We start from the raw sequence: 17,612 nt of genomic DNA on the forward strand, positions 1-17,612 counted from the left end.
CGTACGCTCCTCACGTGTCCTTCTCGGCGGTGGCCGTACGGGTCAGGGCAGCCGGGAGAACCAGCGCATCGAGCCGGCCGCGGCGCCCATGGCGAACACGAGTCCCAGGCCGATGAAGCGGGCCGAGACGTCCTGCCGTTCGGTGCGGTAGCCCACCGAGGTGCCGATGTCGTCGTAGACGGCGCGCAGCTCGTCGCTGGTGTGGGCCTCGTGGAACCCGCCCCCGGTCTCCTCGGCGACCGCGCGCAGGGTCTGCCCGTCCACCGGCACCTGGATCGGCCGGCCGCCCCGGTTCACGGTGCCGCTGGGGGTGCCGAACGAGATGGTGTGCACCGGCACCTTCATGGCCACCGCGTCGGCCGCCGCCTCCATCGGGTCCATGCCGGAGGTGTTGGCGCCATCGGAGAGCAGGATGATCCGGGCCGGCGGCGGGTCCTTGGCCGCCTGGCTGTCGAAGCCCTTGACCGCACCCAGCGAGGTGCTGATCGCCTCCCCGATGGCGGTGCCCTGCACCCCGGTGGCCCCCTCGACCAGCCGCTCGACCCCCTCGTGCAGCGCCTCCCGGTCGGTGCTCGGCGGCACCAGCACCGCCGCGCTGCCCGCGAAGGCGACCAACCCGACGTTGAACTCGTCCGGCAGGCCGTCGACGAAGCGCCGGGCGGATTCCTTGGCGGCGCTGAGCCGGTCGGGTTCCACGTCGCCGGCGAGCATCGAGGTCGAGACGTCCACGGCCACCACGACCGTCGCCCGCTCCCGGGGCACCCGCACCTCCGCCGTCGGCCGGGCGAAGCCGACCACCAGCAGCGCCAGCATGGCGAGGAAGAGCCCGGCCGGCAGGTGCCGCCGCCAGGTCGGCCGCTGCGGCGCGACCCGGTCGAGCAGCCGCAGATTGGTGAAGCGGACGGCGTACCGGCTGCGCCGGCGCTGCATCAGCAGGTAGCCGACGGCCAGGGCGAGCACCCCGAGCAGCAGCCAGAGCCGGACGGGTGACTGCCAGATCACGCCGCACCTCCCCGGGCCGCGGCCGGGGCCGCCGCGAGCCGCCGCTGGGCGTGCACGTGGCGCACGATGTCGGCGCCCCAGTCCCGGTCGGTGCGCAGCGGCAGGTGGGTCGCTCCGCTGCGGCGCAGCGCCTGGCCCACCTGGTCGCGCTGGGCGGCGGCGGCGGCCGCGTACCGCTCGCGCAGGCGGAGGTCGCCGGTCCACACCTCCCGTGTCCGGCCGGTCTCCGGGTCGACCAGGGTGATCAGGCCGACGTCCGGCAGTTCCAGTTCGCGCGGGTCGGTGACCTGCACGGCGAGCACCTGGTGCCGCACGGCGAGCCGGCGCAGGGGCGCCTCCCAGGCCGGCGCGTGGCGGGGGTCGTCGGGCAGGCCGTCGAGGAAGTCCGAGACCACCACCACGAGGCCGCGCCGCAGCGCCACCCGCTGCACGGCGGCCAGCCCGTCGGCCAGGTCGGGGCCGCCGGGCGGCGGGTGGCGCTCGTCGTACCCGCCGGCGCGCGGCGCGGTCAGCAGGGCGCGGAGCAGCCCGAGCAGGTGGGTACGGCCGCTGCGGGGCGGGAAGCGGCGCAGCCCGGCCGGGCCGAGCACCTGCGCGCCGAGCCGGTTGCCGACCCCGGCGGTGAGGAAGCCGACCGCCGCCACCGCCGCCACGGCCAGTTCACGTTTGTCCAGCTCGGCGGTGCCGTACTCCATGCTGGGGCTCGCGTCCACCAGCAGCCAGGTGGTCAGCTCCCGGTCGGCGTCGACCTCGCGGACGTGCGGAACGGCGGTCCGGGCGGTGACCGCCCAGTCCATCCGGCGCACCTCGTCCTCGCCCGGGCGGTACTCCCGGCTGCCGGCCGGCTCGCTGCCCGGCCCGGGGAGCAGGCCGCGGTACCGCCCGTGCAGCAGGCCGTCGAGCCGCCGGGTGACGGTCAGTTCCAGCCGGCGCAGCCGCCGGTCCGGGGCGAGGTCGGCCAGCCCCGGATCGGCCGGCACGGGCGCCGGCGCGGTGGCCCCGCGCCACCTCATGCCGCCGCCAGGTCGGTTGCGAACTCGGGGTGGCCGGTGGCGACGCGGGGCGGTGGCACCGCCTCGACCAGCCGGCGCACCAGCGACTCGGCGGACACCCCGTCGGCGACCGCGTCGAAGGAGAGCACCAGCCGGTGGGCCAGCACGTCGACGGCCAGCTCGCGGATGTCCTCGGGCACCACGTACTCGCGGCCGCGCAGCAGCGCCTGGGCCCGGGCGGCGGCGACCAGCCCGAGCGTGGCCCGCGGGCTCGCCCCGTACGCGAGCAGCGGGGCGACCTCGGGCAGGCCGAACCGGCCCGGGTCGCGGGTGGCGAGGATGAGCCGGACGACGTACTCGGCGAGGGCGTGGTGCACGAAGACGTGGGTGGCGCGGGCCTGGAGGTCGCGCAGCCGCTGCGGGTCGAGCACCCGCCGGGCGGTGGGCCGGTCGGCGCTCATCCGGTAGAGGATGGCCAGCTCGTCGGCGTCGCTCGGGTAGTCGACCACGATCTTCATCAGGAACCGGTCGCGCTGCGCCTCCGGCAGTTGGTAGACCCCCTCGGACTCGATCGGGTTCTGGGTGGCCAGCACCAGGAACGGCTCGGGCACGGCGTAGCTGCGCCCGCCGATGGAGACCTGGCGCTCCGCCATCGCCTCCAGCAGCGCGGACTGCACCTTGGCGGGGGCGCGGTTGATCTCGTCGGCGAGCACCAGGTTGGCCATGACGGGGCCCAACTCGATGTCGAAGGTCTCCTTCGACGCCCGGTAGATCCGGGTGCCCACGATGTCCGACGGGACGAGGTCGGGGGTGAACTGGATCCGGGAGAAGGTGCCGCCGACCACGGTGGCGAGGGTCTGCGCGGCGAGGGTCTTGGCCACCCCGGGCACGCCCTCCAGGAGGCAGTGCCCGTCGGCGACGAGGGCGGTGAGCAGGCGCTCGACGAGCCGATCCTGCCCGACGATCACGCGTTTGACCTCGAAGAGGATCTGTTCCAGCTCGGCGGAACTCGCGTCGGGATCGGCCGGGCTGGGCACGCTGGCCAGGGTGTCCGAGATGTCCGTCACGGTGCTTGCTTCCCGTGGTGGCCGTCGGACAAACGTCGGAATATCACGCCCTGCGGTGCCCATACGCCGCCGAAGCGCGGTGGGGCGTACGCAACGACTCAGCCCGGCCGAAACCGGAGAAGCCGGCCCGCGCGGCTGGCGTGCGGGCCGGCTTCTCCGGCAGGGATCAGAGGTGTACGACGAGGTGGAACGGCAGGTCGGCGGGGGTGCCGGCCGAGTTCCGGGTCTGCACGAAGACGCCGTTCGGCGTGTACAGCCGGGGCGCCACGACCGCCTCGCCCCCGGGCGGGATGCAGCAGGAGTCGGGCCGGCCGATGGTGGCCACGTAGACGCCGCTGGTGACGACGTAGGGGAACTGGATCTCGTACTGGCCCACGCCGTACTTGATCACGTAGCCGGTGCCGCGGGCCTTGATGCCGTTGGCGTTGACGACGGTGACGTAGTGGCTGGCGACGGTTGCCTGGGCGCCGTCGGCGAGCGCCGCCTTCGCCCTGCGCGCCGACTCCGCGGTCACCGGCGGCTGGGCGCCGCCGCTGGCGCGGGCTGCGGGCTGACTGCTCCCGTCCGGGGCGTTCGCGACGGCGACGCCGCCGCCGGCCAGGGTGAGCGCCAGGACGGCGAACGCCACCGCCGCCGCCTTACGTCTGAGGATCGAGGTCATGACAGGTCTCCCTTTTGTGACCGTGGTGATACGACCGGCCCGCGCCGCGCGGGACGGATGATTACCTTTTCGACTCCGGGGCGATAATCGGCCGAAGGGCGACTCAAGAACGGCCCCGATCGCACCTTGGGAATTGAGGACTTGCCAGCAAGACCCTTGCTGAGCTGCGATAACTACTCACAGCGTCGACGTCGTAACCACGTGGAACGTAGCATCACGAAAAGCTGGTGGTCAATAGGCAATCGCGCTTCACGGGGCTGCCGTAAATCGTGAGAAGCGAGCCCTTCCACATTCGCGAAATGGGTTCGCCGCTGATTTCCGCAACCCGGCACGGAGACCCGCCGAGTAGTCTGCAGCCATGATCACGCAGACCGGGCCCCGGCCGGTGGGCACCCGCTCGGACCGGATCCTCACCGCGCTCTGCTGGGTGGCCGTGGCACCCGGGGCCGCCTGGGCCGCGGTGCGGCTGCCGGGGCTGGAACGCGGGCCACTGGTGCAGTTGCTCGCGTTCACCCCGTACGTGGCCGCCGGGAGCCTGCTGCCGCTGGTGCTCGCGCTCGCACTGCGGCGCCGGTGGCCCGCGGCGGTCGCGGCGGTGGTCACGGCGACGCTGGTGGCCGCGGTCGCGCCCCGGGCCCTGCCCGCCGGGCAGCCCCCGGTCGCCGGGCCGACGGTACGGGTGCTGACCGCCAACCTCCTCGCCGGGGCGGCCGACGCGCGGGCGCTGGTCGACCTTGTCGAGCGGCACCGGGTCGACGTGCTCACCGTGCAGGAGTTCACCCCCGGGGCCGGGGCGGAGCTGGACCGGCTCGGCCTGGGCCGGCTGCTCCCCCACCGGCACCTCGACCCGCAGCCGGGCACGGTCGGCTCCGCGCTCTACGCCCGGTTCCCGGTCGACGAGGGCGGCGTCCGGCGCAATCGTGGCGGGTGGGGCTTCGACCAGGCGTACGGCACGGTGACGGTGCCCGGGGCGCCGCCGGTGCGGGTCGAGTCGGTGCACCCGGCGGCCCCGTACGCGGTGGACCAGGTCGGTCACTGGCGCACCGACCTGGCCGCGCAGCCGCCCGCGACGCCGGACGGGCCGCTGCGGATCCTGGCCGGCGACTTCAACGCCACCCTCGACCACGCCCCGTTGCGCGCCCTGCTGGCCACCGGCTACGTCGACGCCGCCGACGCGGTCGGCGCGGGTCTCATTGGCACCTGGGGTCCCTACGACGGCGACCCGATCCCGCCGGTGACGATCGACCACGTGCTGGTCGACCGCCGGATCGCCGTGCGGGCGGTGGCCGTGCACGGGATACCGGGCAGCGACCACCGCGCCGTCCTGGCCGAGCTGCGCCTGCCGACCGGCTGACCCGCCGGAAGCAGCCTGGCCCGCCGGGCTGGCCGGCGCCCGCCCGGCGGCCGGGCGGGCGGTGGCCGGCGGCGCCGGGACCGGCCCGCCTCAGAGCCGGGCCGCCTCAGACCCGGGCGTCCTCAGACCCGGCGCGGTCGAGGCCGTAGGTGAGGGCGTCGACGAGGGCGTGCCAGCTCGCCTCGACGACGTTGGGGTGCACGCCGACGGTGGTCCAGTCGCGGCCCGTGCGGTCGGCGGTCTCCAGCAGCACCCGGGTCACCGCCCCGGTGCCGCTGCTGCCCTCCAAGATCCGCACCTTGAAGTCGGCCAGCTCGAAGTCGCGCAGCTGCGGGTAGTGCCGGGCCAGCCCGGCCCGCAGCGCCTCGTCCAGGGCGTTGACCGGGCCGTTCCCCTCCGCGGTGGCGATCACCCGCTCCCCGCGTACGCGGATCTTGACGGTCGCCTCGGAGACCACCGCCCCGTCCTCCCGGTGCTCGACCAGCACCCGGTACGACTCCAGCGTGAACGGCCGCGGCGGCGCGGTGTCCAGCTCGGCGCGCACCAGCAACTCGAACGAGGCGTCGGCGGCCTCGAACGACCAGCCGCCGGCCTCCAGCTCCTTGACCCTCCGGGTCACCCGGGACAGCGCCTCCGGATGGCCGGCCAGGTCCAGGCCGAGCTCGCGGCTCTTGAGCTCGACGCTGGCCCGGCCGGCCATCTCGGTGACGAGGATCCGCATGTCGTTGCCCACCACCTGTGGGTCCACGTGGTTGTAGAGCAGCGGATCCACCTTGATCGCGCTCGCGTGCAGCCCCGCCTTGTGGGCGAAGGCCGCGGCCCCGACGTATGCCTGGTGGGTGTCGGGGGCGATGTTGGCGATCTCGGCGATGGCGTGGGAGACCCGCACCATCTGCCCCAGGCAGCCCTCCGGTAGGACGGGCAGCCCGAGCTTGAGCTGGAGGTTGGCGACCACCGCGAAGATGTCGGCGTTGCCGGGGCGCTCGCCGTAGCCGTTCGCGGTGCCCTGGAAGTGCCGCACCCCCGCCTCGACGGCGGCGATCGTGTTCGCCACGGCGCAGGCCGTGTCGTTCTGGCAGTGGATGCCGAGCAGCTCCGGGCCGACGCCCAGCCGGGCGGTCAGGTCGGCGATGGCGGCGCTCACCTGGGAGGGCAGCATCCCGCCGTTGGTGTCGCAGAGCACGAACCGCTCGGCGCCGGCGGCGAGCGCGGTCTCCACCACGGCGGCCGTGTACGCCGGGTCGAACCGGTAGCCGTCGAAGAAGTGTTCGCCGTCGACGAAGACCCGGCGGCCCTCCGCCACCAGGTGCGCCACGGTGTCGCGGACCATCGCCAGGTTCTCCCCGGCGGTGGTGCGCAGCGCCCGCTCGACGTGCCGCAGGTCGGCCTTGGCGACCAGGGCTACCGCCGGGGTCTCCGCGTCGAGCAGGCCGCGCACCTGCGGGTCGTCGGCGACCGGCACCCCGGCCCGGCGGGTGGCCCCGAACGCCACCAGCAGCGCGTGTTTCAGGTCCAGCTCGCTGCGCGCGCGGCGGAAGAACTCCGTGTCCTTCGGCACCGCGCCCGGCCAACCGCCCTCGATGAAGCCGACACCGAACTCGTCGAGCAGCCGGGCCACCGCGAGCTTGTCGACCACCGAATAGCTGAGCCCCTCGCGCTGGGCACCGTCGCGCAGCGTCGTGTCGTACACCTGGAAGGTCATCAGGGATCCTTTCGAGAGCAACAAAAAGACCCCCCGCGGATGCGGGAGGTCTGCGCGCTCGGCGGAGGGGAGGCCGGCGCGCTAGGTGCGAATAATCAGGTGGGTGCTGGTCACGACCACAACTCTGCCACCCGGCCCCTGGTTCTGGGAGGAACAGTCCACATTTCGGGACGGTGACGGACGGTGAATAGCGCACCCCGGGCGCGCCCGCGGCCGGAACCGGACGTTCGTGATCCACTTCACAAGTAACCCGGCCGCCACCAGGCGGAAACAGCGCTGAGGAAGTATCTGGAACCGATCCAGTTTTACCGGCCTCGTGCCGCTGTCAAGGAGGACCTGTGCTCACTGTCGGTGACCGCTTCCCCGAGTACGAACTCACCGCCTGCGTGTCGCTGGACGCCGACAAGGCGTTCGAGACGATCAACCACAAGTCCCACGAGGGCAAGTGGCGGGTCGTCTTCTTCTGGCCGAAGGACTTCACCTTCGTCTGCCCGACGGAGATCGCCGAGTTCGGCCGGCTGAACGACGAGTTCGCCGACCGGGACGCCCAGGTCCTCGGCGTGTCGGTGGACAACGAGTTCGTCCACTACGCGTGGCGCAAGGACCACCCGGACCTGCGCGAGCTGCCGTTCCCGATGCTCAGCGACATCAAGCGCGAGCTGACCGCCGCCTGCGGCGTGCTGGGCGAGGACGGCGTGGCCCAGCGGGCGACCTTCATCGTCGACCCGAACAACGAGATCCAGTTCGTCATGGTGACCGCCGGTTCGGTCGGCCGGAACGTCTCCGAGGTGCTGCGGGTGCTCGACGCCCTGCAGACCGACGAGCTCTGCCCGTGCAACTGGAACAAGGGCGGCGAGACCCTGGACGCCACCAAGCTGCTCGCCGGCGCCGGGGCCTGACGATGGGTCTGGACGCGATCAAGGCGGCTCTGCCGGAGTACGCCAAGGACATCAAGCTCAACCTCGGCTCCACCATCGGCACCAGCACGCTGAAGCCGGAGCAGGCGTGGGGCACCGCCCTGGCCTGCGCCGTCGCCGCGCGCAACCCGGTGGTGCTGCGGGAGATCGCCGAGGAGGCGGCCACCCACCTCGGGCCGGAGGCGGTCGAGGCGGCCAAGGGCGCCGCCGCGATCATGGCGATGAACAACATCTACTACCGGGCCAAGCACCTGATCGGCGACGAGCAGTACCAGTCGATCCCGGCGCGGCTGCGGATGCAGATCATCGCCAAGCCGGGCGTGGAGAAGGCCGACTTCGAGCTCTGGTGCCTGGCCGTCTCGGCCATCACCGGCTGCGGGGTGTGCCTGGAGTCGCACGAGAAGACCCTGCGCGGCGCGGGCTTCAGCCGCGAGCAGGTGCACGAGGGGCTGCGCATCGCCGCCGTCGTGCACGCCGCCGCGGTCACCCTGGACGCCCAGGACGCGCTCGCCTGACGCGTACGCCCTGGTGGGCCGGCGCCGCACGACGGCGCCGGCCCACCGCCGTCTCCGGCACCGGCTCGCCGCCACATCCAGCCCCCGCCCACCGCCGTTTCCGGCGGCGACCGCCCGGGTAGCTCCTCCCAGGACGGGGACTCGATCAGGCGAGACGACTGGCGACAGTCGGGGCAGGAGTTGTCACATGGACAGGCTCGACCCGCACAGCACGCACGGCAGCCCGGACCCGGTGCGCCGCGGCGGCCAGGGCGAGTTCGCCGGCGGCGCGCCCGCCGGCACGTTCGACCCGTGGCGCTACCGGGACACGGCGAGGGTGGCCGACGCCGACCTGGTCGGCTACAAGGTCGAGGCCACCGACGGCGGCATCGGCAAGATCGACAGTGCCAGCCACGAGGTCAACGACAGCTACCTGGTGGTGGACACCGGCCCGTGGATCTTCGGCCGGAAGGTCATGATCCCGGCCGGCACGGTGAACCACGTCGACCACGACGAACGCAAGGTCCACGTCGACCGGAGCAAGGACCAGATCAAGGCCGCCCCGGAGTACGACGAGACCGCCGACACGGACCCCACCTACCGGGACCGGCTCGGCGGCTACTACGACGAGACGTACTCGGCGATCCCGCCCGGCACCGCCCGCTAGCCACCGGCACACGACGGTCTCCCGCCACCCGCGGGAGGCCGTTACCGTGTCAGGGTGGACGCCACCGAGGCCAACCGCAGGATCCCCTTCGCCACGATGTTCAACTTCCGCGACGTCGGCGGCCACTCCGGCCACGACGGGCGCACCGTACGCCGGGGCCGGCTCTACCGCTCCGACTCGCCGCACCGCATCGACGACGCCGACCGGGAGGCGTTCGCCGCCCTCGGCGTCCGCACGGTCATCGACCTGCGCCGCCCCTACGAGGTGGAACGCGACGGCCGGATCCCCCACTTCGACGGCCTGACCTGGCGCAACATCCACCCGGAGCACGCCGAGTGGGGCGAGCGGCCCTACCAGCCGGGCACCGACCTGGCCCGCTACCTGGCCGACCGGTACGCCGACCTCGCGGAGACCGGCACGGCCGGGCTCGCCGAGGCCGTCGGGCTGATCGCCGACAGCGGCAACGCCCCGGTGGTGGTGCACTGCGTCGCCGGCAAGGACCGCACCGGCATCGTCTGCGGGCTCACCCTCGCGGTGCTCGGCGTCGACGACGACGAGATCGCCGCCGACTACGCGCTGAGCACCGAGGCCGGCGAGCGGTACCGCGCCTGGTTCGAGGCCACCGGGCGACAGGCGGGGCACACCCTGCCGGTGCTGACCTGTCCCGCCGAGGCCATGACGTACTTCCTCGCCGAGCTGCGGGAGGCCCACGGCTCGGTCGAGGGCTACCTACGCCGCGCCGGCGTCACCGACGCCCAACTCGCCGCCCTCCGCGACCACCTGCTCGATTGACGCGGGCGCGGCCGACAGCGACACCGCCCCCGCGCCGGGACGGCGCGGGGGCGGGACGGTCGTGCGTGCGGGTCAGAGAATGCGCTGGACCCAGCCGTGCGGGTCGTCGGCCTGGCCCCGCTGCAGGCCGACGAGCTGCTGGCGCAGGGCCATGGTGACCCGGCCGGGCCCGCCGTCGCCGACCAGGAACTCGCCGTCGGGGAAGCGCACCTGCCCGATCGGGGTGATCACGGCGGCGGTGCCGCAGGCGAACACCTCGCGGAGCCGGCCGCTGGCCGCGTCGGCCTGCCAGTCGGCGAAGCTCACCGGCCGCTCCTCGACCCGGTGCCCCGCGCCGGCGGCCAGGTCCAGCACCGACTCCCGGGTGATGCCGGGCAGGATCGTGCCGGTCAGCGGCGGGGTGACCACGGTGCCGTCGTCGTAGACGAAGAACACGTTCATGCCGCCCAGCTCGTCGACGAAGCGGCGCTCCACCGCGTCGAGGAAGACCACCTGGTCGCAGCCGTGCTCGATCGCCTCGGCCTGGGCCACCAACGAGGCGGCGTAGTTGCCGCCGCACTTCGCCGCGCCGGTGCCCCCGGGGGCCGCCCGGGTGTAGTCCGGCGAGACCCAGACCGTCACCGGCTTGACCCCGCCCGAGAAGTACGCGCCGACCGGCGAGGCGATCACCACGTAGAGGTATTCGTTGGCCGGGCGGACGCCGAGGAACACCTCGCTGGCGAACATGAACGGCCGCAGGTAGAGGCTGCCGTCCTCGCCCTCGGGGATCCAGTCCCGGTCGATCTCGACGAGCCGGCGCAGCGAGTCGACGAACGTCTCCTCGGGCAGCGGCGGCATCGCCATCCGCCGGGCGGAGGCGGCGAACCGGGCGGCGTTGGCCTCCGGCCGGAACATGGTGACCCCGCCGTCGGGCGTCCGGTACGCCTTCAGGCCCTCGAAGATCTCCTGCGCGTAGTGCAGGACCGCGGCGGCCGGGTCCATCGGGATCGGCGCGCGCGCCTCGACCCGGGCGTCGTACCAGCCCTTGCCGTCGGCGTAGCGGATGGTGACCATGTGGTCGGTGAAGACCCGGCCGAACCCGGGGTTGGCCAGCAGGGCGGCCCGATCGGCGACGGATACCGGCGCGGGATTCGGACGGATCTCGAAGTCGAGCTTGTCACCACCGCTCATCGCGCTGACCTCCCTGCGGGACGGACGGCACACGAGTCCGTATGCCGAGAACATGGTGCGAGAAACTTACCCCGAACGGTCGTTCAGGGGGTAGCTACGCCCGGCGCACCCAGGGCGGCCGGACGGGTGACGCCGCCGCGCCCGTGGGGCGGGCGGGGCGGCAAACGGGGTGCGGGCGGCCCGGGGTGGGCCGCCCGACGGCGTCAGGAAGCGGCGTACCCGGCCAGCCGGTCGCCGACCTCCTCGGTGCGCAGCGGTACGCCCGGGGCCCGACCGGCCAGCTCCGTGCCGACCGCGGCGGTGACCCGGGCCGCAGCGTCGGCGTGCCCGAGCTGGTCGAGCAGCAGCGCGGCCGAGAGCACGGCCGCCACCGGGTCGGCCACGCCGCGCCCGGCGATGTCCGGCGCCGAGCCGTGCACCGGCTCGAACATCGAGGGGTACGCCCCCGTGGGGTTGATGCTGCCGCTGGCCGCCAGCCCGATCCCACCGGTGACCGCGGCGGCGATGTCGGTGAGGATGTCGCCGAACAGGTTGTCGGTGACCACCACGTCGTAGCGCTGGGGCTGGGTGACCAGGAACATCGCGGCGGCGTCGACGTGTTGGTATTCCGTCGTCACGTCGGGGTGCTCGGCGGCGACGGCCTCGAACGCGCGCGCCCACAGCGAGCCGGCGTGGGTGAGCACGTTGGTCTTGTGCACCAGGGTGACCTTGCGCCGCTCCCGGCGGGAGGCGCGGGCGAAGGCGTCGCGGATCACCCGCTCCACCCCGTGCCGCGTGTTCAGGCTCTCCTCGGTGGCGATCTCGGCCGGGGTGCCGCGGTGCAGCGCGCCGCCGGCGCCCGCGTACAGGCCCTCGGTGCCCTCGCGGACCACCACCAGGTCGACCTCGCCGGGCTTGACGCTGGCCAGCGGCCCGGCCACGCCGGGCCAGAGCCGCGCCGGCCGCAGGTTGACGTACTGGTCGAAGGCGAACCGCAGCTTGAGCAGCAGGCCCCGCTCCAGCACGCCGGGCGGCACGCTCGGGTCGCCGACGGCGCCGAGCAGGACCGCGTCGTGCCCGGCCAGCTCGGTCAGCACCGAGTCGGGCAACACCTCGCCGGTGCGGTGCCAGCGGGCGGCGCCGAGGTCGTACTCGGTAGCCTCCACCCCCGGGAGCACGGCGTCGATGACCTTACGGGCCTGCGCGACCACCTCGGGTCCGATCCCGTCCCCGGCCACCACCGCGATCCGTGCCACGTCCTGCGCTCCTTCGCCTCGCCGTTGGGTCGACCGTACGCCGCTGTCCCGCCTCCCGGTACGAAGCTTCCACCATTCGGGAAATTGAGATGCACAGCAGGCTCCCAGGTGGCATTCATGGTCAAGTCATCTCCGCTGCCTAGCGTGGTGACGAGCGGGTCACGGGGGCCCGTGACGGCGCCGCGACGACGCGGCCGCCGGCAGCGAGGGGGCACTGTCATGCGGATCGACCAGCAGCCACGGACCCGCTGGGTGGACCAGTCGGGCCTCCAACAAGGCCGTCCTGACCTGCGGCTCGGCGCCCGCAGCCACCGCATCGACCGCCCGGGCGCGACCACCGGCGACCGGATCGCCGTCCAGCACACCGTACGGACCTCGACGGCGGAATACTCGCTGCTGCTCAACGCGCCCGAGTGGCTGGGCCGGCGGGGCGTCGGGGACGCGCTGCGCGACGCGGTGGCGGAGCTGCGGGCCATCGACCTCACCTACGGCCCGAGCCGGCCCGAGAGCCTGGTCTCCCGGCTGCGGCGCGGCGAGATCAGCCCCGAGTCGTACCCGCCGCTGGCCGACCTGGTCGACCGCTGCGCGGCGATGCGGGCGGCCACCGACGGCTGGTTCGACGCCTGGGCGGTGCCCGGCGGCTTCGACCCCGGCGGCCTGCTCGGCGGGTGGGCGGTCGAGCGCGCCGCCGCCCGGCTGCGCGCCGCCGGCATCCACGACTACGCCGTGCTCAGCGGCGCCGACCTGGTCGTACGCGGGCACGCGGCACACGGCGGCCCGTGGCGGGTGGCGGTGCACCACCCGACGGAGCGGCACCGCGCGCCGCTGGTGCTGGAGATGACGGCGGGCGCGGTCGGCACGTCCGGGGTGAGCGGCCGGCTGGGGCACGTGGTGGACCCGCACACCGGCGAGCCGGCCGACCAGTTGGTCGCCGCCACGGTGGTCGGCCCCGACCTCGCCGTCGCCGACGCCTACGCCACCGCGCTCTACGCCGCCGGGCCGGCCGGTCTCGTCTGGTTCCGCAACGGGTCGGACTACCGCGCGCTCTTCGCCCACCGCCGCTGAGCCGCCGGCCGGTGCGGGGCGTTGCCGGGACGCCGGCGACGGGCGGGGCGGAGGGCCGGCAGGCGCGATCGGCCCCCACGGTCTCGGCAACGATCGTGAGGGCCGGTCAGCGACGAGTGCGCGTGGCTCGCGCAATCGAGGGGTGCGGGCCGGTCGGCCGGAACGTCGACCTCGCCACCCGAAGACGGGCCTACGCCGCGAGCTCGGCCAGTAACCGCACCGGTACGCTAGCGAATCGACGCAACTCAACGCAAGGGTCTCCACACCGGACCGTCGCGGCGCGGAAGAACCCGTCCGGCGGGGCGATTTCGACGGGGTGAACGGCGGATGGCACGCTGTCCGCCGTGAGTTTCGATCTGAGCGTGTGGGCCCTGGCGGACGGGGCGACACCCGAGGACGTGCGGGCCGCGGTGCGGCGCTGCCGGCAGGGGCAGCACGTCGAACGCCACCCGGACCCGCGGGTGGTGGCGTTCTACCGGGCGATCACCAGAAGCTATCCGGACCGGCCCGCCGGGCAGGACACGCCGTGGGCGGTGGCGCCGCTGCACGCGGCGAACGACCACGTCGAGCTGAACCTGCACCCGACCTGCCCGGACCAGGTGCTGCTCGACATCGAACGGCTGGCCGGCGAGCACGACCTGATGCTCTTCGACGCCCAGGACGGCTCGGTCTACCCGCCCCCGGCGCGGCTGCCCGGCTGACCGCCCGGCGGCACGACGCCCCGCCACCGACCGACCGCCCGGACGACGGGCCCTGCCCCGCCGACCGCCCCGCACGAGACGACGGGCCCGCCGCCCGGCGGACGACGAAGGGCCCGGCGGAATCGCCGGGCCCCGGTTGTCGTGCGTTCAGGTCACTCGTCGCGCAGGTCGGCGGCGCTGGCCGCGACCGCCCCGATCGAGTCGGCCGCGGAGGTGAGCAGGTCCGCGCCGAGCGCCTGGTCCACCGTGAGGGTCATCAGCGTCTCGCCGCCGGCCTCCCGACGGGCCACCTGCATCGCCGCGATGTTGATGCCGGCCTCGCCGAGCAGGGTGCCGACGGTGCCCACGACGCCCGGACGGTCGACGTAGCGGAGGAAGACGAGGATGCCCTCCGCGCCGATCTCCACGTCGAAGCCGTCCACCTCGGTCAGCTTGAGGACGTCCCGCGTGCCGGCCTGGGTGACCGTGCCGGAGACGCTGACCGTACGGCCGTCGGGCAGGGCGCCGCGGACGGTGACCAGGTTGGGGTGGTCGACCGTCTCGGCCTGGGTGACCAGGGTGACCTCGACGCCGCGCTCGGCCGCCAGGTGCGGCGCGTTGACGTAGGTGACCTGCTCCTCGACCACCGAGCTGAACAGCCCCTTGGTGGCGGCGAGCTTGAGCACCGACACGTCGTGGTTGACGATCTCGCCACGCACCTCGACGGTGACGCTGGCGGCGACCCCGCCCGCGACGGCGGTGAAGGCCCGGCCGAGCTTCTCGGCCAGCGGCAGCAGCGGCCGGACGTCCTCGTGGACGACGCCGCCGGCCTGCACGTTCACCGCGTCCGGCACGAACTCGCCCTGGAGCGCCAGCTTGACGCTCTTGGCCACGGCCAGGCCGGCCTTGTCCTGCGCTTCGGCGGTGGAGGCGCCCAGGTGCGGGGTGGCCACCACGTTGTCGAAGGCGAACAGCGGCGAGGAGGTGCAGGGCTCCTTGGCGTAGACGTCCACGCCCGCGCCAGCGACCCGGCCCTCGGCGATGGCGTCGGCCAGGGCCTGCTCGTCGACCAGCCCGCCGCGGGCGGCGTTGACGATCCGGACGCCGGGCTTGACGACGGCCAGCTCCTTCTCACCGATCAGACCGACGGTCTCCGGGGTCTTCGGCAGGTGGATGGAGATGAAGTCGCTCTCGCGCAGCAGCTCCTCCAGGCCCACCAGGCGGACGCCGAGCTGGGCGGCGCGGGCCGGCTGGATGTACGGGTCGTACGCGATCAGGCGGGTGCCGAAGGCGGCGATCCGCTGCGCGAAGAGCACGCCGATGCGGCCGAGCCCGACCACGCCGACGGTCTTGCCCTGGATCTCCACGCCGGTGTACTTCGACCGCTTCCACTCCCCCGCCTTCAGCGCGGCGCTGGCGCTGGCGGTGTTGCGGGCCACGGCCAGCAGGAGCGCGACGGCCTGCTCGGCGGCGGAGACGATGTTGGAGGTGGGGGCGTTGACGACCATGACGCCCCGCGCGGTGGCGGCCGGCACCTCGACGTTGTCCAGGCCCACGCCCGCCCGGGCGACGACCTTCAGCCGCGGCGCGGCGGCGATCGCCTCGGCGTCGATCTGGGTGGCGCTGCGCACGATGACGGCGTCGGCCTCGGAGAGCGCCGAGAGCAGGGCCGGACGGTCGGTGCCGTCGACGTGGCGGACGTCGAAGTCGTGGGCGAGCACCTCGATGGCGGCGGGAGCGAGTTCTTCGGCGATCAGTACGACAGGAGTCATTGGTCCTCGTAGTTGTCGTCAGAGCGGTTGGCCGGGCTGCGGGACGCCGCGCTGCGCCCTGCACTGATCCGTGCCATGGCCGTCAGGTGCCGGCTACACACCTACCCGCGATCGTAGGGGGCCGGCCGGCCGGCATGGCCCGGACCGTGGGGTGAGTGCCCTCACAACGGGTGACGACCGGCCGGTGAACGGCGCGTGACGGGGCGCCCGCGCCGGTTCGGCGGGGCGGGCGAGGTCCGTCTGGGGCAGGTGGCTTCGGCGCGGACCGGCCGGGCGGCGTCGGCGCGGCGAGCGGTGTCGGTGGGTGGCGGAAAGGAGGCGGCCCGGCCCGGGCGCCGGGGAGAGCGCCCGGGCCGGGCCGCCGGGGTGTGCGTCAGGCCGTCTCGGTGATCGGGCGGTCGACCCAGCTCATCATGCCGCGCAGCTTGCGGCCGGTCTCCTCGATCGGGTGCGCCGCGCCCTCGGCCTGCCACTTGCTGAAGTTCGGCCGGCCCTCCTCGTCCTCGGCGACCCACTCGCGGGCGAACTCGCCGGACTGGACCTCGCTGAGGATCTTGCGCATCTCCTCCTTGACCCGGGCGTCGATGACGCGCGGCCCGCGGGAGAGGTCGCCGTACTCGGCGGTGTCCGAGATGCTGTAGCGCATCTTGGCGATGCCGCCCTCGTACATGAGGTCGACGATGAGCTTCAGCTCGTGCAGGCACTCGAAGTACGCCACCTCGGGGGCGTAGCCCGCCTCGGTGAGCACCTCGAAGCCGGTCTGCACGAGCGCCGCCGCGCCGCCGCAGAGCACCGCCTGCTCGCCGAAGAGGTCGGTCTCGGTCTCCTCGGTGAAGGTGGTCTGGATCGCGCCGGCCCGGGTGCCGCCGATGCCCTTGGCGTACGACAGTGCCAGGGCGAGCGCGCTGCCGCTCGCGTCCTGCTCGACGGCGACCAGGCAGGGCACGCCCTTGCCGTCGACGTACTGGCGGCGCACCAGGTGACCGGGGCCCTTCGGGGCGACCATCGCCACGTCGACGTCGGCCGGCGGCTTGATCAGGCCGTAGCGGATGTTGAAGCCGTGGCCGAAGAAGAGGGCCTTGCCCGGCTTCAGGTTCGGCGCGATCGAGTCGGCGTAGAGGCGGCGCTGGGCCGTGTCCGGCGCCAGGATCATGATGACGTCGGCCTCGGCCGACGCCTCGGCCGGCGTGACCACACGCAGGCCCTGCTCCTCCGCCTTGGCCCGGCTCTTGGAGCCCTCCGGCAGACCGATCACCACGTCGACGCCGGAGTCGCGCAGCGACAGCGCGTGCGCGTGGCCCTGGCTGCCGTAGCCGATCACCGCGACCTTCCGACCCTGGATCAGGCTCAGGTCGGCGTCGTCGTCGTAGTACACCTCAACGCTCATGATTTCCCTTTCGTACGGCGGCCCGGGCGGCCCGTCGTGGATCTGTGCGGATGGCGGATTTCAGGCGGCGCGCCGCGCCGGCCAGGTGGGGGCGGGTCAGGCGGCGCGCCGCGTGGGGCGCGGTCGGGGGTCAGGCGGCCCGGAGCGCGGGCCCGGCGGTGATGGAGCGCGAGCCGCGCCCGATCGCCACCAGCCCCGACTGGACCATTTCCTTGATGCCGAAGGGTTCGAGGTCGCGCAGCAGCGCGTCGAGCTTGTCCGGCGTGCCGGTGGCCTCGATGGTCAGCGTGTCCGGGGCCACGTCGACCACCCGGGCCCGGAACAGGCCGACCGTCTCCAGGACCTGGGCCCGGGCCGCGCGGTCGGCGCGCACCTTGACCAGGAGCAGCTCCCGGGCGACCGAGACCTGCGGGTCCAGCTCGACGATCTTGAGCACGTTGACCAGCTTGTTGAGCTGCTTGGTGACCTGCTCCAGCGGAGACGACTCGGCGTTGACCACGATGGTGATCCGGGAGACGTCCGGGTTCTCGGTCTCGCCGACGGCGAGGCTGTCGATGTTGAAGCCGCGCCGGGAGAACAGGCCGGAGACCCGGGCCAGGACGCCCGGCTTGTTCTCCACCAGGACGGACAGGGTGTGCATGGTCATGCCACGACC

At 73.7% G+C, this 17,612-nt stretch carries 17 protein-coding genes; 7 read left to right on the forward strand and 10 right to left on the reverse strand.

The annotated features are described in order from the left end of the window. Positions 1-42: 42 nt before the first annotated feature. From ACFY23_RS17840 to ACFY23_RS17855, 4 genes are all read right to left on the reverse strand, one after another. A complete protein-coding gene (locus tag ACFY23_RS17840; protein WP_350684709.1) occupies positions 43-1,002 on the reverse strand; it encodes a VWA domain-containing protein in 960 nt (319 codons plus the stop codon). Next, positions 999-1,982, reverse strand: coding sequence for a DUF58 domain-containing protein (locus ACFY23_RS17845; RefSeq protein WP_350684725.1), 984 nt, complete (start codon positions 1,980-1,982; stop codon positions 999-1,001). Before ACFY23_RS17845 ends, ACFY23_RS17840 begins: the two co-directional genes overlap by 4 nt. 29 nt (positions 1,983-2,011) lie before the next feature. Then, positions 2,012-3,061: a MoxR family ATPase gene (locus tag ACFY23_RS17850; protein WP_350819136.1), complete on the reverse strand. Its 1,050-nt coding sequence runs from the start codon at positions 3,059-3,061 to the stop codon at positions 2,012-2,014. A 166-nt stretch (positions 3,062-3,227) separates the two neighbouring features. Beyond that, the gene (locus ACFY23_RS17855) at positions 3,228-3,722 is read right to left on the reverse strand and encodes a hypothetical protein (RefSeq protein ID WP_350686881.1); all 495 of its coding nucleotides are present in this window, start codon (positions 3,720-3,722) and stop codon (positions 3,228-3,230) included. Between the two features lie 358 nt (positions 3,723-4,080). Here ACFY23_RS17855 and ACFY23_RS17860 point away from each other — a divergent pair, with 358 nt between their 5' ends. Next, positions 4,081-5,076: an endonuclease/exonuclease/phosphatase family protein gene (locus ACFY23_RS17860; protein WP_350686879.1), complete on the forward strand. Its 996-nt coding sequence runs from the start codon at positions 4,081-4,083 to the stop codon at positions 5,074-5,076. 106 nt (positions 5,077-5,182) lie between these two features. On the opposite strand, the gene cimA is transcribed toward ACFY23_RS17860, so the two are convergent. Continuing rightward, positions 5,183-6,778: a citramalate synthase gene (gene cimA, locus ACFY23_RS17865; RefSeq protein ID WP_350686878.1), complete on the reverse strand. Its 1,596-nt coding sequence runs from the start codon at positions 6,776-6,778 to the stop codon at positions 5,183-5,185. A 338-nt stretch (positions 6,779-7,116) separates the two neighbouring features. Here cimA and ACFY23_RS17870 point away from each other — a divergent pair, with 338 nt between their 5' ends. The 4 genes from ACFY23_RS17870 (at position 7,117) to ACFY23_RS17885 (ending at position 9,648) form a co-directional block, all read left to right on the forward strand. Beyond that, positions 7,117-7,677, forward strand: coding sequence for a peroxiredoxin (locus tag ACFY23_RS17870; protein ID WP_350686876.1), 561 nt, complete (start codon positions 7,117-7,119; stop codon positions 7,675-7,677). 2 nt (positions 7,678-7,679) lie between these two features. Next, the gene (locus ACFY23_RS17875; RefSeq protein ID WP_350686874.1) at positions 7,680-8,210 is read left to right on the forward strand and encodes a carboxymuconolactone decarboxylase family protein; all 531 of its coding nucleotides are present in this window, start codon (positions 7,680-7,682) and stop codon (positions 8,208-8,210) included. Between the two features lie 187 nt (positions 8,211-8,397). After that, positions 8,398-8,856 (forward strand): PRC-barrel domain-containing protein, encoded by a 459-nt coding sequence (locus tag ACFY23_RS17880; RefSeq protein WP_350684104.1) that lies wholly within the window; start codon positions 8,398-8,400, stop codon positions 8,854-8,856. A gap of 54 nt (positions 8,857-8,910) precedes the next feature. Next, positions 8,911-9,648, forward strand: coding sequence for a tyrosine-protein phosphatase (locus ACFY23_RS17885; RefSeq protein ID WP_350684105.1), 738 nt, complete (start codon positions 8,911-8,913; stop codon positions 9,646-9,648). Between the two features lie 72 nt (positions 9,649-9,720). On the opposite strand, the gene ACFY23_RS17890 is transcribed toward ACFY23_RS17885, so the two are convergent. Both ACFY23_RS17890 and ACFY23_RS17895 read right to left on the reverse strand, forming a co-directional pair. Beyond that, a complete protein-coding gene (locus ACFY23_RS17890) occupies positions 9,721-10,818 on the reverse strand; it encodes a branched-chain amino acid aminotransferase (RefSeq protein WP_350684106.1) in 1,098 nt (365 codons plus the stop codon). A 203-nt stretch (positions 10,819-11,021) separates the two neighbouring features. Beyond that, the gene (locus ACFY23_RS17895; protein WP_350684107.1) at positions 11,022-12,053 is read right to left on the reverse strand and encodes a 3-isopropylmalate dehydrogenase; all 1,032 of its coding nucleotides are present in this window, start codon (positions 12,051-12,053) and stop codon (positions 11,022-11,024) included. A gap of 219 nt (positions 12,054-12,272) precedes the next feature. Here ACFY23_RS17895 and ACFY23_RS17900 point away from each other — a divergent pair, with 219 nt between their 5' ends. After that, entirely contained in the window at positions 12,273-13,118 is an 846-nt protein-coding gene (locus tag ACFY23_RS17900) for an FAD:protein FMN transferase (RefSeq protein ID WP_350684108.1), read from the forward strand. A 344-nt stretch (positions 13,119-13,462) separates the two neighbouring features. Next, the gene (locus ACFY23_RS17905) at positions 13,463-13,819 is read left to right on the forward strand and encodes a hypothetical protein (RefSeq protein WP_350684109.1); all 357 of its coding nucleotides are present in this window, start codon (positions 13,463-13,465) and stop codon (positions 13,817-13,819) included. Positions 13,820-13,971: 152 nt separating this feature from the next. Here the strand turns inward: ACFY23_RS17905 and serA are convergent, their stop codons facing one another. From serA to ilvN, 3 genes are all read right to left on the reverse strand, one after another. After that, positions 13,972-15,570, reverse strand: coding sequence for a phosphoglycerate dehydrogenase (serA, locus tag ACFY23_RS17910; protein WP_350684110.1), 1,599 nt, complete (start codon positions 15,568-15,570; stop codon positions 13,972-13,974). Between the two features lie 373 nt (positions 15,571-15,943). After that, positions 15,944-16,957 (reverse strand): ketol-acid reductoisomerase, encoded by a 1,014-nt coding sequence (gene ilvC / locus ACFY23_RS17915; RefSeq protein ID WP_350684111.1) that lies wholly within the window; start codon positions 16,955-16,957, stop codon positions 15,944-15,946. Positions 16,958-17,087: 130 nt separating this feature from the next. Continuing rightward, a complete protein-coding gene (gene ilvN, locus ACFY23_RS17920) occupies positions 17,088-17,603 on the reverse strand; it encodes an acetolactate synthase small subunit (protein WP_091096900.1) in 516 nt (171 codons plus the stop codon). Between the last annotated feature and the right edge of the window lie 9 nt (positions 17,604-17,612).

The organism is Micromonospora sp. NPDC000121 (assembly GCF_042899165.1).
Lineage (GTDB): Bacteria > Actinomycetota > Actinomycetes > Mycobacteriales > Micromonosporaceae > Micromonospora.

Excerpts from the sequence above, each read along its gene's own strand:
- ACFY23_RS17855 (WP_350686881.1), bottom strand. The coding sequence starts at position 3,722 with ATGACCTCGATCCTCAGACGTAAGGCGGCGGCGGTGGCGTTCGCCGTC.
- ACFY23_RS17860 (WP_350686879.1), top strand. The coding sequence starts at position 4,081 with ATGATCACGCAGACCGGGCCCCGGCCGGTGGGCACCCGCTCGGACCGG.
- cimA (WP_350686878.1), bottom strand. The coding sequence starts at position 6,778 with ATGACCTTCCAGGTGTACGACACGACGCTGCGCGACGGTGCCCAGCGC.
- ACFY23_RS17875 (WP_350686874.1), top strand. The coding sequence starts at position 7,680 with ATGGGTCTGGACGCGATCAAGGCGGCTCTGCCGGAGTACGCCAAGGAC.
- ACFY23_RS17880 (WP_350684104.1), top strand. The coding sequence starts at position 8,398 with ATGGACAGGCTCGACCCGCACAGCACGCACGGCAGCCCGGACCCGGTG.
- ACFY23_RS17890 (WP_350684106.1), bottom strand. The coding sequence starts at position 10,818 with ATGAGCGGTGGTGACAAGCTCGACTTCGAGATCCGTCCGAATCCCGCG.
- ACFY23_RS17900 (WP_350684108.1), top strand. The coding sequence starts at position 12,273 with ATGCGGATCGACCAGCAGCCACGGACCCGCTGGGTGGACCAGTCGGGC.
- serA (WP_350684110.1), bottom strand. The coding sequence starts at position 15,570 with ATGACTCCTGTCGTACTGATCGCCGAAGAACTCGCTCCCGCCGCCATC.
- ilvC (WP_350684111.1), bottom strand. The coding sequence starts at position 16,957 with ATGAGCGTTGAGGTGTACTACGACGACGACGCCGACCTGAGCCTGATC.
- ilvN (WP_091096900.1), bottom strand. The coding sequence starts at position 17,603 with ATGACCATGCACACCCTGTCCGTCCTGGTGGAGAACAAGCCGGGCGTC.